We start from the raw sequence: 16,033 nt of genomic DNA, 5'->3' as shown, positions 1-16,033 counted from the left end.
TCTATCTCCCTGCGCGGGGGGTCGGTGTCCAAGTGTCCAGGCTGCTCACCATACAAAGTGGACGACCGTGCGGACATTGTGCAAGAGTACAGTTACTGAACGGCCGTGCGTTTAGTTTGCTGCACGGATCTAGGTGAGTGCGGGGGAGACGAAACAGTGTCGGCGCTGACGTTGCGCGAGTACCGGGCCGGGGCCGAGGCGCGCCTTCCGGGTCCCGTGTGGGACTTCTTCGAGGGGGGCAGCGGCACCGAGTCGATGCTCCCGGCGGCGCGTGCGGCGCTCGACAGGATCCGGCTGCGCCCCCGCTGCCTCGTCGACGTCTCCGCGTGCGACCCGGGCGTGACCCTGCTGGGCACTCCGTTGGCGGCTCCCCTCGGCATCGCGCCCATGGCGTACCACCAACTGGCGCACCCCGAGGGCGAGGTGGCGACCGCGCGCGCGGCCGGCGCGGCGGGCGTACTGCTCACCGTGAGCATGTTCGCGAGCCGGACCGTCGAGGACATCGCGGCGGCGGCGACCGGGCCCCTGTGGCTGCAGCTCTACTGGCTCAGACGCCGTGAGGCGCTCGCCGATCTGGTCCGGCGGGCGGAAGGCGCAGGTTATCGGGCACTCGTACTGACGGTCGACGCGCCGAGAGTGGCGCATCGGCCGCGGGACGCACGCAATGGGTTCGCCGTTCCCGCGGGTATCCGCGCGGTGAATGTCGACCCTTCTGTCATGTCCGCATCTCATGGGGGCGTGGCGGGCGAGTCCGCCATTGCCCGGCATTCGAAGGAGCAGTTCGACTCTTCCATTACATGGAAAGATCTTGAATGGCTTCGGAACCGAACTTCGCTGCCGCTCGTATTGAAGGGTGTACTTGCACCCGAGGATGCCGAGCTCGCCGTGAAATGCGGCGTCGACGGGATCGTCGTCTCCAATCATGGAGGCCGGCAGCTCGATTTCGCTGTCCCGGCCATCGACTCTCTCCCGGAGATCGTCGATGCCGTGGACGGGCGCTGTCGGCTGATCGTCGACGGGGCGATTCGGCATGGTGCGGACATCGCGAAGGCGCTCTGCCTGGGCGCCGACGCGGTATTCGTCGGCCGTCCGGCCCTGTGGGGACTGGCTCATTCCGGAAGTGCGGGCGTCTCCGGCGTCCTCCGGGTGCTGCTTGACGAGTTCGAAGAAGTGATGGCGCTCATGGGGGCGCCTCGAGTGGGGGACTTCGGGAATTCAAGAATTGTTCATCACTGAACTGCGCTTTTGAACGATTCAGCCGATTCTCATTCATCGGATTCTCCGAGGTGGATGGGATCTTTGGCGTACCCGAAATCGCAATGTGGGCTGAATCACTTGCCTACTTGCAAGTAGTAATTTAACAGAAATCATCCCTTGATTACTCCAAAGTAATAAGTAACGATGGAGTCGTCGCCAAGGGAATAACGGTGGATCTGCCGCCGAGGGGATAGGGCGACTGCCTACCCGACATGTCCATGGACAGAGTAGTCACGGGGCATTCGGGTTGTTCGATGGGGTTTCGAATGGGTGGGATTTCAATGGGGGAAACGGCACCGAAAAGGTGCACCGAGGGCGCCTGGGTCGATGACATATTGCTCCAGGGCGATGGGAGGGATGTCGCCCTGTACCTGGGCGAAGCCGTGAGCCGGGCGGAACTCCGCGGGCTCGTCGCCGCCGAGCAGGCCCGCTTCGAGGCCGCGGGTCTCGCCGCGGGCGGAGTGGTCGCGGTGCGGCTGCCGCCCTCGCTGAGCTGTATCGTCGCGATGCTCGCCGGCTGGCGTGCGGGGGCCCAAGTGGCCCTGCTCGACTACCGGTTGACCACCCACGAGGTGGGCAAGGCGATCGCGCGGCTGACGCCGCAGCTGGTCGTCGAGCCGGTCGCCGACGTGAGCGGAACACTCCGCGGCTTCTTCGACGTGGACACCCGGGTCACCCCCCTGCGCACCGGCCGTCCGGCCGCCTCGCCGCACATCCTGCTCCAGCTCAGCTCCGGGTCCACCGGACCCTCCAAGGTGATCGGCCGCACCGTCGGCAGCCTCCTCGCGGAGATCGACCGGTACGGACAGCTCGACGGCTTCCCCCACCGGGGCGAACGCACCGTGGTGCTCGCCTCGATCGTCCATGTGCTCGGCCTGGTCGGCGGGCTGCTGTACGGCCTGGCCAGCGGAACGCAGGTCGTCCTGCCCGCCAGACAGACCGTCGACGGCATCCTCAAGGCCGTCGCCGCGGGGGACGAGCCGACGACCATCCTGGGCGTCCCGTCCCAGGCGGCGGTCCTCGCCGCCGCCCAGAACCCGCCCGAGCTGCCCCAGCTGCGCCGCATGATCACCGGCGGCGAGCTCGTCAGGGCGGACGTCTGGGAGCGGTTCACCACCGGATACGACGCCGAACTCGGCGTGATGTACGGCATGACCGAGGCCGGTGTCATCGCCACCGACCTCACCGGAACCCACCGTCCCGGCCTGAAGCCCGCACCCGGCATGCGGGTACGCGTCGAGGACGGCCAGATCCTGCTCGGCCTGCCCGAGACTCCGTACGTCGGACCGAGCGACCCCACCCGCTTCGTGGACGGCTGGCTGCGCACCAAGGACGCGGGCAGCTTCGACGACGCCACCGGTCTGCTCACGGTGCTCGGCCGGCTCGACTCACAGGTGTCCGTCGGCGGACTCAAGGTGGACCTCTCGGAAGTCGAGGCGTCCATCAGCGCCCTGCCCGGCATCACCGGGGCCGTGGTCGTCCACGGCACCGGCATCGAGGCCTTCGTGATGGTCGAGGAGCCCGCCGTCTTCGACGGCCTCGCCGACTGTCTCGCCGCCCGCCTCGCCCCGTACAAGCGGCCGCGCACCCTGCACGTGCTGCCCGAACTCCCGCGCACCGCGACCGGCAAGCCCGTGCGCAACGCCGACGTCCTCCGCGCTGCCGCGCGGTCGGCCGCCGGTGTGTGACCGGCTCAGCCGAACGCCGCCGCGGACACCCTGCGCACATCGAGACGCACGTCATCTCCGCATGAGGCACTCCCGGTGCCGCCGTGCAGCGCGACACCGATGACGCGCCGACCGCCGTCCACCACGACCGCCGCGGACACGACGCCCGGATCCCCGGGCAGCGACCGCGGCACCGGAGGAGCCCCGTCGCCCGGCGGCCACTGCTCGGGCAACGGCACCCGGCGGCTCATGCCGCCGCGCCGCAGGCCCTGGCCGAGCGCCTTGCCGACGGACTCCTTCTGCGTCCACAGCCACAAGAACGCCAACGACTGGTCGTCCTCGGGCAGTCCGGCGACCCACGCCGCCTCGGCGGGGTCGAGCCAGGCCCGGGACATCGCCGCGGCACGCAGCTGCCGCACCACTTCCACATCCACACCCACGGGAGCAAGGCCGGTCACCGCGACGGCCAGCGCCCCACGAGCGTGAGTGACGCTGACGTGCAGCGGCTTGCCGGCACCGGCAAGCACCGGGCGGCCCCCGGCCTCGTGCTCCAACCAGATCTCGGACGGCGCGACACCGAGCGTCCCGGCCGCGGCCCGCACCACCAAGGTGTGCGCCTTGCGCCGCTCGTCGCCGTCCGTGGTGCACCACAGCACCGTCACCGTGTCCGGGGAACCTCCCGGATGCCTGTCCATGAAGAGGGAGTCAATCAAATGTCCGCTGAGGTTGAGAAGTTCATCATCGAGGCGCTGCAGAACATGAACTACGACGTTTCCGACGTGACCGGTGAGACCCCGCTCGGCCCGGCCGGCCTCGACCTCGAGTCGCTCTCCGTCGCGGAGATAGCCATCCAGGTCGAGGACACGTACGGCGTGAAGTTCGAGGAGGACGAGATGGAGACCGTCGCGCTCCTGACCGTCTCGGGCCTCGTCAAGGAGATCGTCGAGCGCGCGTCCGCCGCCGCTGCGACGGCCGGGTGAGTCCAAGAACCGTCCTGGCACGCCGGGCGAACCCTCCCCGCCCCGGTGCCACGCGCAGCGGGCGGGAGGGAGCGTCCTGCGGCCGGTGAGCGAGGCGGGCAGAGCGCGCACACCTCGCTCCCACCGAGCGTCCGTACGCGAAGAGCACGATCCGATGAGTGGAGACACCGGGGAATGAATCCGAAGAACGAGCGCGCAGAGCTCGCCACCGACCAAAGGCTCGGTGTCGGCAATGTGCTGACCACGATCCTCGCGCGGGGCATCGGCCTCGACGCGCCGAGCCTGACCTTCGACACCGAGGTCGACGGGCACCCCGCCTGGGAGGCCCTCACCCTCGCCGAACTGGGGGAGCGGGTCACGGCGCGGGCCGCCGCGCTGCACGCCCTCGGCGTGCAGCCCAGGGACGTCGTCGCCGTCTTCGTGACGGCCGGCGCCGACCAGGTGCTCAGCTATCTCGCCCTCACCCGCATCGGTGCGATCCCCGCCCTGGTCAACGGCAGGGTCCCGGCCGAGCAGGCCGGCGAGTACATCAAGCGGCTGCGGGCCGTCGGCGTCATCGCCGACGCCCCGCACCGGGACTCGCTCGCGGGCCTGGACATCCAGACGCCGCACCTGGCGGACCCGGCCGACCTCGGCAAGGGCGACCCGGCGAAGGCCCCCAAGCCCTACCGCCACCACGGCACCGAGCCCGCGGTCATCACCCACTCATCGGGCACCACCGGCCTGCCCAAGGCCGTGACCCACTCGCACCACAGCCTCTTCGCGGCCATCCGCCACCGGCTCTCGCTGCCCAAGGGACAGGGCATCGAGCGGATGCTGGGGGCGCTGCCCTCGGCGCACGCGGCGACCATCATCGCGGTCAACCTCGCGCTGACCAACCGTACGCAACTGGTCGTGCTCTCCCAGCAGTCCGGCGGTCCGGTGCTCGACGCCATCGAGTCCTGGCGGCCGCACGCCGTCCTCGGCTTCGCCACCACCTGGTCGGAGCTGGCGGGCGAGGACCTCTCGACCCGCGACATGGACTCCGTGCGCACCTGGTGGAACACCGGGGACTGCGCGCACGAGGCGCACATCCGCAAGCTCATCGCCGTCGGCACCCGGGAGTCCGTCACCGCCAAGGGCCGGGTCCGTACGCAGGGTTCGTTCTTCGTGGACGGTCTCGGCTCCTCGGAGATGGGGCACTCCCAGTTCCACATCACCCACACGCCCGACACCAGCCGCTACGGCCGGTGCATCGGCAAGCCGCACGCCTTCTCCGACGTGGCGGTCATCGACGACGACGGCGAGAAGCTCGGCGTCGGCCAGGTGGGACAGCTCGCCATCAATGCGCCCACGCTGTCGATCGGTTACTGGAACGACTCCGTCACCACCTACCGCACGCGCAGGGACGGCTACTTCCTCACCGGTGACCTCGTCTTCCGTGACGAGGCCGGCTACTACTACCACGTCGACCGCATGGTCGACTCCGTCGAACTCGGCGACGGCAAGCGGCTCTTCACGATGCTCTGCGAGGAGCAGGTGCTCGCGGACTGCGCCGACGTCCTGGAGTGCACCGTCGTCGCCGTGAAGACGGACGAGAAGGTCGTCACCTCCGTCCTTCTCTTCCTCGACCCCAAGGCGGACCAGGAGGCCGACCGCACCGCGGAGGTCCTCGCCGCCCTCGACCCCCACGTGGCCGCCACCGTCGACCGCGTGCTCGTCGTCAGCCCGGACCGCATCCCGCTCGGGGCGACCGGCAAGGTCCGCAAGATCCTGCTGCGCCAGCGCTTCCTCGACGGCGAACTGCTCACCGCCCCGGCGACCGCGGGGGTGGCGGCATGACGCGGCCCGGCACGGACAACGGCGCCGTCATCACCGGACTCGGCGCGTTCACCCCGCTCGGCCGGGGCGCCACGGAGAACTTCGACGCGCTGTGCCACGGCAAGTCGGGCCTGCGCAGGCCGCCCGAGGGCCATCTCCTCGACGGCAGCGTGGAGGTCGCGGGCATCGCCCCCGACATCGAGGCGCGCGAGGTCCTGCCGCCGAGCGAGGGCAGGCTCGTCGACCGCTACGCCCTGATGGCGCTGGCCGCGGCGGACGACGCCCTGGCCGACGCCGGCCTGGTCGTCGGCCGTGACGTCGACCCGCACCGGGTCGCCGTCATCGTCTCCAGCGGCGCGGGCGGTCTCTCGACGTACGAGCAGCAGGCGCAGGCCAGGGTGCAGCGCGGCCCGACCGCGGTCAGCCCCTATCTGCTGCCCGGCATGCTGCCGAACATGGCGGCCGCCCGCATCGCCATCAAGCACGGGATCCGCGGCTGGAGTTCGGCGATCGCCACCGCCTGTGCGGCCGGTGCGCACGCCGTGGTGGAGGCCGCGCGGCTCATCCGCTACGGCGAGGCCGACGTGGTGGTCTGCGGCGGCTCGGAGGCCCCGCTCAACCCGACGTCCGCCCTCGCGTTCGCGCACGCCAGGGCCCTGGCCCAGGGCTGGGGCGACGACCCCGAGGGGGCGAGCCGCCCCTTCGACCGCCGCCGCAACGGCTTCGTGCTCGCCGAGGGTTCCGGTGTGCTCGTCGTCGAGCGCGTCGGCCACGCGGACGCCCGGGGCGCGGCGGGCTACGCCGATCTCCTCGGCTGGGGTGCCACCACGGACGCCCACCGGCCCACGGCGCCCCGTCCCGACGGCGACGGAGCCGCGCACAGCATGCGCGGGGCGCTCGCCACCTCGGGGCTCTCGCCCCAGGACATCGGCTACATCAACGCCCATGGCACCGCGACCAAGTTGGGTGACGTCGCCGAGACGAAGGCGGTACGGGCCGTGTTCGGCGACGACGCGCCCGCCATCAGCAGCACCAAGTCGATGACCGGGCACCTGCTCGGCGGATCCGGCGCGGTGGAGGCGGCCTTCAGCGCCCTCGCCATCTCCCGGGGTGTCCTGCCGCCGACCCACAACCTCGACGAGGTCGACCCGAACTGCGACCTCGACCACGTGCGGGGCGAGGCGAGGCGGCAGCAGGTGCAGGCGGCGATCTCCAACTCGTTCGCCTTCGGCGGCCACAACGTCAGCCTGCTGCTCGGCACGGCCAGCAGCCGCAAGAAGCGCTAGAGGAAAGGGAATCGTGAACATCGGAGCTGTAGACCACATCGAGTTCTACGTCGGGGACGCGCAGCAGTCGGCGTTCTTCCTGTGCACCGCGTTCGGGTTCCGGGTGTGCGGCCAGGCGGGCCCCGAGACGGGCCAGGCCGACCGGCGTTCGCTGCTGCTCCGGCAGGGCGGCATCGAGGTCGTGCTCACCTCCGCGCTGACCACCGAGCACCCCGCGGCCGCGTATGTGGCCCAGCACGGTGACGGCGTGGCCAACATCGCCTTCGAAGTCCCCGACGCGGCCAAGGCGTTCGCCCTCGCGGTCGAGCGCGGCGCCACCGCGGTCGAGGAGCCGCGCACGCACGCCAAGGACGGCACCGAGGTGGTCACCGCCTCCGTGCTCGGCTTCGGCGACGTCGCGCACCGGTTCGTGCAGCGCACCGGCGACCGGGCCGAGTTCCTGCCCGGCGTCATGGACATCTTCGCCGCCGACCCGGACGAGGGCGCCGAGCTGCTCAGCACCGTGGACCACGCGGCGATCTGCCTGCCCGCGGGCCAGCTGCGGCCCACCGTCGCCTTCTACGAGAAGGTCTTCGGGTTCGGCCAGATCTTCGAGGAGTTCATCGAGGTCGGCGAGCAGGCCATGGACTCGAAGGTGGTGCAGAGCCCCTCGGGCAAGGTCACTTTCACGCTCATCGAGCCGGTGACCGACCGCAAGCCCGGCCAGATCGACGGCTTCCTCGCCCGGCACGGCGGCGCCGGTGTGCAGCACCTGGCGCTGCTCGCCGACGACATCGTCGCCGCCGTGCCCGCCCTCGAAGCGCGCGGCGTGCGGTTCCTGGAGACCCCCGACGCGTACTACGACGAGCTGGAGGACCGCCTGGGCCGCCCGGACCTGAAGATCGAGGACCTGCGGCGCACCAACGTCCTGGTGGACCAGGACCACTGGGGCCAGGTCTTCCAGATCTTCACCCAGTCCCTGCACGTCAGGAAGACCTTCTTCTGGGAGGTCATCGACCGCCACGGCGCCCGGACGTTCGGCAGCGGCAACATCAAGGCGCTCTACGAGGCCGTGGCCCGCGAGAAGGCGACCGCCTGACCGCACAGGCCCCGCCGGGCCACCGGCCCGCGGCACCCCCGGCATCCGCACCACCCGGCATCCGCAGCACCCCCGGCATCAGTACCACCCGCACGGCAGCACCTCTGCACGGAAGCACCCGCAGTATCCGCATCGCAGCACTCGCACAGAAGGAAACAAGGAAACACCGTGACCGTTCAAGATTCTGCGCTGTTCGACCTGACGGAGGAGGAGCGCTCGCTCCTCCCCACCGACGAGGACGTGCTCTTCTACGCCGAGCACGGCTGGTACCTGTCCAAGAAGCTCTTCACGGACGAGGAGATCGATCTCCTGGAGTCCGCGAGCGAGAACTTCTACGCCGGGCACCGCGACCGGACCCTGCCGGTGCGCCCGCCCAAGCTCGCCTACTGGGAGCCGGAGCACGGCCCGGTGCAGCGCCACAACGACTACATCCACTACGAGGACGACACGATCGGCCGCATCCTGCGCAAGCCGCTGCTCGGCGCGGTCGCCGCACGGCTCGCCGAGGCCGAGCAGATACGGGTGTTCCAGTCCACCCTGATCTTCAAGCCGCCGGTGGCCGAGGAGCAGTCGAACATCGTGCCCTGGCACTTCGACCGGCACTACTGGGCGACCTCCACCTCCGAGCGGATGCTGACCGCGTTCATCCCCTTCCACGACTGCGGCGAGGAGATGGGCACGATCACCATGGTGGACGGCAGCCACCTGTGGAAGGAGATCGCGGAGAACGACGCGACGTCGCTGCACTTCGCCGAGCGCGACCGCAGCGAACTCGACACCATGCTGGAAGAGAACGCGAGCTACAACGGCGTCGAGGTCGTCAAGATCCCCGTCCACATCCCGAAGGGCCACGTCAACTTCCACCACTGCCGCACCTACCACGGCAGCGGTGCGAACGTCAGCGACCGCCCGCGCCGCGCCATCTCCTTCCACCTCCAGGACGGCGAGAACCGCTACCGCGAGTTCCGCCGCTCGGACGGCACCCGGGTCGCGTACAACCACGACGTGCTGGTCCGGATGTCCGCCGCGGGCACCCCGGACTACAGCGACCCCGAGTACCTGCCCCTGTTGTGGAGCAGCCGCTGATGCGCAGTGCCGCCGTGGTCGGGACCGGCCTGATCGGTACGTCCATCGCCCTGGCCCTGCGGGGCCGGGGCGTGCACCTCCACCTCATCGACCGCGATCCCGAGGCGGCGCACACCGCGGCCGGCCTGGGGGCGGGCGTGGTGGGGTTCCCGCGCACGCCGGTGGACCTCGCCGTCATCGCCGTACCCCCGCAGCATGTCGCGGCGGCGCTGCACGAGTACCAACTGCGCGAACTGGCGCGGGACTTCACCGATGTGGCCAGCGTCAAGGTGCGGCCGCAGGAGGAGGCGGCGGAGCTGGGCTGCGACCTGACCCGCTACCTGGGCGGCCATCCCATGGCGGGCCGGGAGCAGTCGGGGCCGCTGGCGGCGCAGGGCGACCTGTTCCGCGGCAGACCGTGGGTGCTCACCCCGGCGGCGCAGACCAGTGCGGGGACCGTCCGGCGGGTGCGGGAGCTCGCCGGGCTCTGCGGGGCACGGCCGCTGGTGATGGCCCATGCCGCGCACGACAGGGCGGTGGCCCTCACCTCGCACGCGCCGCACGTGCTCGCGAGCCTGGTGGCGGCGCGCCTCCTGGAGGGCGACGAGTCCCAACTCCAGCTCGCCGGGCAGGGGTTGCGCGACGTCACCCGGATCGCCGGGGGCGACGCCGAGCTGTGGACCGACATCCTCGGCTCGAACGCCACGGCGGTCGCGGAGGTCCTCGCGGACGTCGCCGTCGAACTCGGCACGGTGGTGGACGCGCTGCGGGACATGGGCGCGGCGTCGCCCGCCGTCCCGCCGGAGCGGTACGGCACCAGCAGGGCGCACCTGACCACGGCTCTGGTGCGCGGAGTGCAGGGGCGCGGCCGGATACCGGGGCTCGCCCCGGGCGGACTGCGCCTGACCGGTGTGGCGGCCGGTACCTGAGGTGCAGGCGCCGGGCCGTGCGGCATGGCTACAACGACTTTCGATTCAGTGGAGAGACTGATTATGACCAGCCGACGGCTCGACGTCTGCCTCATCGGTGCGGGGCCCCGCGGGCTCTCGGTCCTCGAACGGCTGTGCGCGAACGCCGCGTCGGCCCCGGCGGAGACGGCGATCACCGTGCATGTGGTCGACCCGTTTCCGCCGGGTGCCGGTCAGGTGTGGCGCAGCGACCAGTCCGCACACCTGCTGATGAACACGGTGGCCTCGCAGGTCACGATGTTCACCGACGAAAGCGTGGCGGTCCAGGGGGAACTCGCGCCGGGGCCGAGCCTGTACGAATGGGCGCGCTTCCTCGTCCTGATCGGCCCGATGGACGACCGGCAGTACGGCGAGCACGTGCTCGCCGAGGCCCGCACGCTCGGACCCGACTCCTACCCCTCGCGCGCCTTCTACGGCCACTACCTGGAGTGGGTCTTCCAGCGGGTCGCGAAGACCGCGCCGAGCCGTCTGACCACCGTCGTGCACAAGGCGCGCGCGATGGCCCTGGAGGACGAGCCCGGCGGTACGAAGGGCCAGGAGGGTGCGGGGTGCGGCACGCAGAGCGTCCTGCTGGACGACGGCACGCTCATCGAGGGGCTCGACGCCGTCGTCCTCGCCCAGGGCCATCTGCCGGTGCGCCGCTCGGCCCGCCAGCGCGAACTCGGCGGCTTCGCACGGGCGCACGGCCTCGGCTATGTGCTGCCCGCCAACCCCGCGGACGTGGACCTCTCGCCCATCGGGCCGGGGGAGACGGTCGCGCTGCTCGGACTCGGCCTGAACTTCTTCGACTACATGGCGCTGCTGACCCTCGGCAGGGGCGGCACCTTCGAGCAGGGTGCGAAGGGGCTCGTCTACCGGGCGTCGGGCCGCGAGCCGCGGCTCGTCGCGGGGTCCCGGCGCGGGCTCCCCTTCCACTCGCGGGGCGAGAACCAGAAGGGCGCGCACGGCCGTCACGAGCCCGCCGTACTGACCCCCGACGTGATCAAGGACCTGTGCGAGCAGTCCCGGCGGCAGGGCGGCATCGACTTCCGCGGGACGCTGTGGCCGCTGGTCTCCAAGGAGGTCGAGACGGTCTACTACACCGCCCTGCTCACCGGCGAGGGCCGCCCCGTCGACGCCGAACTGCTGCGCACCCGCTACCTGGCGGCCGAACCGGGCAGCGCGCAGGAGCGGGAGATCCTCGACGCGTACGGCATCGAGGAGCGGGACCGCTGGGACTGGACGCGCATCGCCCGGCCGTACACCGGACGGGAGTTCACCGCGCCGAAGGAGTTCACGGACTGGCTCGTCGACCATCTGCGGGACGACCTCAGGGCGGCGCGCGCGGGGAACGTGGCGGGTCCGCTCAAGTCGGCGCTCGACGTGCTGCGCGATCTGCGCAACGAACTGCGGATCGTCATCGACCACGGCGGTCTGACGGGCCGTTCGCACCGCGCGGACCTGGACGCCTGGTACACGCCGCTGAACGCCTTCCTCTCCATCGGGCCGCCCGCCCGGCGCATCGAGGAGGCCATCGCCCTGATCGAGGCCGGCGTGCTCAGCGTCCTCGGCCCCGACGTGCGGGCGGCGACGGACGAGTCCGCGCGGGCGTTCACCATCGAGTCCGCGGCGGTCCCGGGCTCGCGGACCTGGGCGACCACCCTCATCGAGGCGCGGCTCCCGGAGATCGACCTGCGGGTGACCGCCGACCCGCTGCTGCTGCGGCTCCTTGAGGACCGGCAGTGCCGTTCGTACGAGGTGACCGACCCCGACGGTTCCGTGTACGAGACGGGTGGACTCGCCGTCACCGACGCGCCGTTCCACCTGATCGACGCGGACGGCAGGCCGCACCCGCGGCGCTTCGCCTTCGGCGTCCCCACCGAGTCCGTGCACTGGGCGACCGCGGCGGGCATCCGGCCCGGCGTGAACTCCGTGACGCTGCAGGACTCCGACGCCATCGCCCTCGCCGTACTCGGCCTGGCCCAGGGCGTGCGACAGGACAGCGACAGCAGTGCGGCCGGTGAAGCCGGCGCGGACAGCGAGATGATGGGAGAGCTGACAAGGTGACCAGGACCGTGACCCCTGTCGACGCCGGACTGCTCAGCCCGGTCCGCGCCGGTACGCCCGCCGAGGCCGCGACGTCCGACGGCGCGTGGCTGCAGGCCATGCTCGACGCCGAGGCGGCCCTCGTCCGCGCCCAGGCCACCCTCGGCAACGTGCCGGAGCGGGCCGCCGCGACCATCGGCGAGCTGGCCCGCGCCGACCTCCTCGACCTGCGGGAACTCGCCGTGCTCAGCAGGGGCGCGGCCAACCCGGTGGTCGCCCTCGTGCAGGCGTTCACCGCCCTGGTGGCGGCCAAGGACCCGGCGGCCGCCGACTTCGTGCACCGCGGCTCGACGAGCCAGGACATCTTCGACACCGCGCTGATGCTGGTCGCCGACCGCACCCTCGCCCTTCTGGTGGCGGATCTTGAGGACATCGCGCGATCGCTGAGCGCGCTCACCGAGGAGCACGCGGGCGCTCTGATGGCGGGGCGCACGCTCGCGCTGCACGCGGTGCCGACGACCTTCGGGCTCAAGACGGCGGGCTGGCTGACCGCGGTGGGCGAGGCCGCGGACCGGCTGCGCGCGCTGCGGGCGGACGGGCTCGTCGTCCAACTCGGCGGCGCGGCGGGCACGTTGGCGGGCTACGTCGAGTACGAGAAGCTGCACCGCGGCACCGGGGGCGCGGCAGGGGTCGAGGGCTATGCGCGGCGCCTGACCGAGCGGTTCGCCACGGAGACAGGACTGAGCGCCCCGGCGCTGCCCTGGCACAGCAACCGGCTGCCGATCGCGGCCATCGCCGGTGAACTCGCCCTGACCACCGGGGTGCTGGGAAAGATCGCGGTCGATGTGCAGTCCCTGGCCCGCACGGAGGTCGCCGAGCTCGCCGAGCCCGCCGCGGCGGGCCGGGGCGTCTCGTCGGCGATGCCGCAGAAGCGCAACCCCGCCCTGGCCACCCTGATCCGCTCGGCGGCCCTGCAAGTCCCCGCGTACGCAAGTGTGGTGACGCAGGCGATGCTCTCGGAGGACGAGCGCTCGGCCGGTGCCTGGCACGCCGAGTGGCAGCCGTTGCGCGAGTGTCTGCGCCTGGCCGGGGGCGCCGCGCACACCGCGCGGGAACTGGTGGCCGGGCTGGAGGTGCGGCCCGCGCGGATGCGCGAGAACCTGGGGATCACCGGTGGTCTGATCGTCTCCGAGCGGCTCGCAGCGGTGCTCGCGCCCGTGCTCGGCAAGGCCGCGGCGAAGGAGGTCATGAGCCGGGCCGCGCGGGAGTCCGCCGCCTCGGGACTCTCCCTGGCGACGGTGCTCTCCCGGGAGCGGGCGGTCGCCGACCGGTTCGACGCCGATGAGCTCGCGGCGCTCCTGGACCCGGCCGGATACACGGGCGCCGCGGCCGAGTTGGCGCACGCGGCACTGCGGCGTCACCCGGCCCGAGCGGACGAGGGGGAGGCATGAGCCGCGCGGAGCTGTTCGTCGGCGCGTTCCTGAACGCGGTGGCGCGACCCGCCCCCGCCCTCGCGGGCCGCCTCGCCTTCCTGCTGTTCTGTCATCCGGTGCGGCGCGGCAAGGTGCTGCCCGCCGAGCGTGCCGCGCACGAGCGGGCCGTGACCGAGGAGCTCTCCGTCAACGGCAAGCAGGTGCGGGTCTACCGCTGGGGCACCGGCGAGTACCCCGTCCTGATGCTGCACGGCTGGCAGTCCAGGGCCTCCCGGTACGCCGCCTTCGTGCCGCACCTGGAGGCGCTCGGCCTGACCCCGATCTCCTTCGACGCACCCGGGCACGGCAGTTCGGGCGGCCGGGCCACGACGATCCTCGAGTACCGCGAGATCATCGGCAGGCTCCAGCGGAAGTACGGGGCGTTCCACTCGGTCGTCGCGCACTCCCTCGGCGCCACCAGCGTGCTCCTCGCGCTGCGCGGCGGGCTGAAGACGGAGCGCCTCGTCACGGTGGCGGCGGTGAAGGACTTCGGTCACTTCCCCGACGAGTTCGCCCGGATCCTCGGGCTGCGGCCGGGCCTGCGCGAGGACCTGCGCGACCGCATCGAGCACCGCCTCTTCGCCGAAGTCACGGATCCCTGGGCGCTGTTCGACGCGACGCGCAGACCGGCTGAGATCGATGTACCGATGCGCATCATCCATGACTCGGAGGACGACATGGTGCCGGTGGAGCAGGCACACGCACTGAAGGCGGCCTACGGGGACCGGGCCGAGCTGGTGATCACCGCCGGACTCGGGCACAGGAAGGTGCTCGGTGAGCCGGAAGTCATCGAATCCGCGCTGGAGTTCATCGCTCGTTAGGCCGGTCGACCGTTGTCGGTGCCGGTACTCCCTTTTAAATGAACGACCGGTCGTTTAGTTTTATCTGGCATCCGATGCCGGCTGCGGATCCGACCACGAAGGGAACCACCCACCATGACCACCAGTTCACCTCCCTCGCCCGGGGCGGGCCCGAGGGACGTCGCAGGTGTCGGCGAAGAGCAGGTGCACCAGGACTCCACCGGCTCCTCCGCCGCCGCCAAGCTCGCGCTGTTCGTCGCGTCCGGGGCCACCTTCCTCGCCGTGCTCGACACCACGGTCGTCAACATCGCCTTCTCCGACCTGCGCAGCGACTTCACCGACGCCTCGCTGTCCCAGCTGACGTGGGTCGTCACGGCGTACACCGTCGTCTTCGCCGCGCTGCTCGCGGTCGCCGGCCGCGTCGCCGACGTCATCGGGCGCAAGAAGCTGTTCCTCTGGTCCACGGTCCTGTTCACGATCGCCTCGGTCCTCAGCGGCTTCGCCACCGGTGTGCCGATGCTCGTCGGCGCCAGGGCGCTGCAGGGCGTCGGCGCGGCCGGCATGATCCCGTCGGCGCTCGGCCTCGTGCTGCAGCACACCCCGCCCGCCCGCAGGCAGGTCGCCGTCGGCGTCTGGGGCGCGGTCGGCAGCATGGCCGCCGCCGTCGGGCCGAGCCTCGGCGGACTCCTCGTGGACCAGTGGGGCTGGCGCAGCGTCTTCCTGATCAACCTGCCGATCGGCCTCGCCATCGTGGCCATCTCCGCCCGCCTCACCGGTGACACACCGAGCGGACGCCGACTGCCCGACCCGGTCGGGACGCTGGCCCTCGCGCTCGGCATCGGCGGGATCGTCTTCGGCGTGACGCAGGGCACGGATTGGGGCTGGGGCAGCGGCTCGGTCCTCGCGCTGCTGCTCGGCGGCGTCGTGCTCGTCGTCGCCGCGCTGCTGCTCTCCAAGCGGCAGACCGCGCCCGCCATCGAGCTCGACCTGTGGCGCAACCGCACCTTCGCCGCCACCAACGTCTCCTCGCTGCTCTTCGGCGCGGCCATGTACTCCTACCTGCTCAGCTCGCTGCTGTTCCTCAACGCCATCTGGGGCTACTCGGAGCTGAAGGCGGGCCTCGCCGTCACACCGGGCGCCTTCAGTGCCGCGCTCGGCGCCATCGTGGTGGGACGCCGGATAGGGCCGCGCCACCAGTGGGCCGCGGTGGCCGCGGGTTCCGTGCTCTTCGGCGGCACCTGCGCCGCGATGTATCTGCTGCTCGGCACCGAACGGCAGTACGTCACCGTCTGGCTGCCCATCGGCATCCTGGGCGGACTCGGCATCGGCGCCGCGCTGACCGCCATCTCCAACGCCGCCACCGCGTCGCTCGCGCCCCAGCGCTTCGCGTCCGGCACCGGACTCCTCATGACCACACGCCAGATCGGCGGTGCCCTCGGCATCGCGGCGCTCGCGGCCATCCTCGAACGCCACAACGTCCTGGACGACACGGGCTACTTGCAGGTGTTCCTCGCCTGCGCCATCGGCTCCGTGGCGGCCGCGGCGGCAACTCCCTGGATCCGCGCACGGGCCCAGTAGACGTACGGGTGGCCGGCCCGCACGGGCCGGCCACCCGTCCCGCTCACCGCACGTCCC

General features: G+C 71.4%; 13 protein-coding genes. 12 read left to right on the top strand and 1 reads right to left on the bottom strand.

The genetic code is table 11. The features are described 5' to 3' along the window. Positions 1-156: 156 nt before the first annotated feature. Positions 157-1,236: an alpha-hydroxy acid oxidase gene (locus ACFWZ2_RS14155; RefSeq protein WP_384545356.1), complete on the top strand. Its 1,080-nt coding sequence runs from the start codon at positions 157-159 to the stop codon at positions 1,234-1,236. Between the two features lie 275 nt (positions 1,237-1,511). Continuing rightward, the gene (locus ACFWZ2_RS14150; RefSeq protein ID WP_384545355.1) at positions 1,512-2,945 is read left to right on the top strand and encodes a class I adenylate-forming enzyme family protein; all 1,434 of its coding nucleotides are present in this window, start codon (positions 1,512-1,514) and stop codon (positions 2,943-2,945) included. Positions 2,946-2,950: 5 nt separating this feature from the next. Here ACFWZ2_RS14150 and ACFWZ2_RS14145 read toward each other — a convergent pair whose 3' ends face one another. Beyond that, entirely contained in the window at positions 2,951-3,619 is a 669-nt protein-coding gene (locus tag ACFWZ2_RS14145) for a 4'-phosphopantetheinyl transferase family protein (RefSeq protein ID WP_384545354.1), read from the bottom strand. Between the two features lie 18 nt (positions 3,620-3,637). Between ACFWZ2_RS14145 and ACFWZ2_RS14140 the strand changes: the two genes are divergently transcribed. The 10 genes from ACFWZ2_RS14140 (at position 3,638) to ACFWZ2_RS14095 (ending at position 15,976) form a co-directional block, all read left to right on the top strand. Then, entirely contained in the window at positions 3,638-3,904 is a 267-nt protein-coding gene (locus ACFWZ2_RS14140; RefSeq protein ID WP_384545353.1) for an acyl carrier protein, read from the top strand. Positions 3,905-4,078: 174 nt separating this feature from the next. Next, complete coding sequence (locus ACFWZ2_RS14135) at positions 4,079-5,725, top strand: class I adenylate-forming enzyme family protein (protein WP_384545352.1); 1,647 nt, start codon at positions 4,079-4,081, stop codon at positions 5,723-5,725. Beyond that, complete coding sequence (locus ACFWZ2_RS14130) at positions 5,722-6,990, top strand: beta-ketoacyl-[acyl-carrier-protein] synthase family protein (RefSeq protein ID WP_384545351.1); 1,269 nt, start codon at positions 5,722-5,724, stop codon at positions 6,988-6,990. The genes ACFWZ2_RS14135 and ACFWZ2_RS14130 overlap by 4 nt, the downstream gene beginning before the upstream one ends. A gap of 13 nt (positions 6,991-7,003) precedes the next feature. Continuing rightward, positions 7,004-8,068: a 4-hydroxyphenylpyruvate dioxygenase gene (gene hppD, locus ACFWZ2_RS14125; protein WP_384545350.1), complete on the top strand. Its 1,065-nt coding sequence runs from the start codon at positions 7,004-7,006 to the stop codon at positions 8,066-8,068. A gap of 168 nt (positions 8,069-8,236) precedes the next feature. Next, on the top strand, positions 8,237-9,154 hold the full coding sequence (locus ACFWZ2_RS14120; RefSeq protein ID WP_384545349.1) for a phytanoyl-CoA dioxygenase family protein: 918 nt from the start codon (positions 8,237-8,239) through the stop codon (positions 9,152-9,154). Beyond that, entirely contained in the window at positions 9,154-10,062 is a 909-nt protein-coding gene (locus ACFWZ2_RS14115; RefSeq protein ID WP_384545348.1) for a prephenate dehydrogenase, read from the top strand. The genes ACFWZ2_RS14120 and ACFWZ2_RS14115 overlap by 1 nt, the downstream gene beginning before the upstream one ends. Positions 10,063-10,125: 63 nt before the next feature. Next, a complete protein-coding gene (locus tag ACFWZ2_RS14110; protein WP_384545347.1) occupies positions 10,126-12,147 on the top strand; it encodes an FAD/NAD(P)-binding protein in 2,022 nt (673 codons plus the stop codon). 8 nt (positions 12,148-12,155) lie between these two features. After that, a complete protein-coding gene (locus tag ACFWZ2_RS14105; protein ID WP_384545346.1) occupies positions 12,156-13,577 on the top strand; it encodes an adenylosuccinate lyase family protein in 1,422 nt (473 codons plus the stop codon). Next, positions 13,574-14,419 (top strand): alpha/beta fold hydrolase, encoded by an 846-nt coding sequence (locus ACFWZ2_RS14100; RefSeq protein ID WP_384545345.1) that lies wholly within the window; start codon positions 13,574-13,576, stop codon positions 14,417-14,419. The genes ACFWZ2_RS14105 and ACFWZ2_RS14100 overlap by 4 nt, the downstream gene beginning before the upstream one ends. Before the next feature lie 114 nt (positions 14,420-14,533). Further along, positions 14,534-15,976: a DHA2 family efflux MFS transporter permease subunit gene (locus ACFWZ2_RS14095; RefSeq protein WP_384545344.1), complete on the top strand. Its 1,443-nt coding sequence runs from the start codon at positions 14,534-14,536 to the stop codon at positions 15,974-15,976. The last annotated feature ends 57 nt before the right edge of the window (positions 15,977-16,033 follow it).

Origin of the sequence: Streptomyces sp. NPDC059002, from assembly GCF_042740435.1 — a bacterium.
In the GTDB taxonomy this organism is placed as follows: domain Bacteria; phylum Actinomycetota; class Actinomycetes; order Streptomycetales; family Streptomycetaceae; genus Streptomyces.
The sequence above is the reverse complement of the archived record's forward strand: the minus strand, read 5'-3'. Positions and strand labels throughout refer to the sequence as shown.

Coding starts and splice junctions, on each gene's coding strand:
- ACFWZ2_RS14115 (WP_384545348.1), top strand. CDS start 9,154: ATGCGCAGTGCCGCCGTGGTCGGGACCGGCCTGATCGGTACGTCCATC.
- ACFWZ2_RS14145 (WP_384545354.1), bottom strand. CDS start 3,619: ATGGACAGGCATCCGGGAGGTTCCCCGGACACGGTGACGGTGCTGTGG.
- ACFWZ2_RS14095 (WP_384545344.1), top strand. CDS start 14,534: ATGACCACCAGTTCACCTCCCTCGCCCGGGGCGGGCCCGAGGGACGTC.
- ACFWZ2_RS14150 (WP_384545355.1), top strand. CDS start 1,512: ATGGGGTTTCGAATGGGTGGGATTTCAATGGGGGAAACGGCACCGAAA.
- ACFWZ2_RS14140 (WP_384545353.1), top strand. CDS start 3,638: ATGTCCGCTGAGGTTGAGAAGTTCATCATCGAGGCGCTGCAGAACATG.
- ACFWZ2_RS14110 (WP_384545347.1), top strand. CDS start 10,126: ATGACCAGCCGACGGCTCGACGTCTGCCTCATCGGTGCGGGGCCCCGC.
- ACFWZ2_RS14130 (WP_384545351.1), top strand. CDS start 5,722: ATGACGCGGCCCGGCACGGACAACGGCGCCGTCATCACCGGACTCGGC.
- ACFWZ2_RS14135 (WP_384545352.1), top strand. CDS start 4,079: ATGAATCCGAAGAACGAGCGCGCAGAGCTCGCCACCGACCAAAGGCTC.
- ACFWZ2_RS14100 (WP_384545345.1), top strand. CDS start 13,574: ATGAGCCGCGCGGAGCTGTTCGTCGGCGCGTTCCTGAACGCGGTGGCG.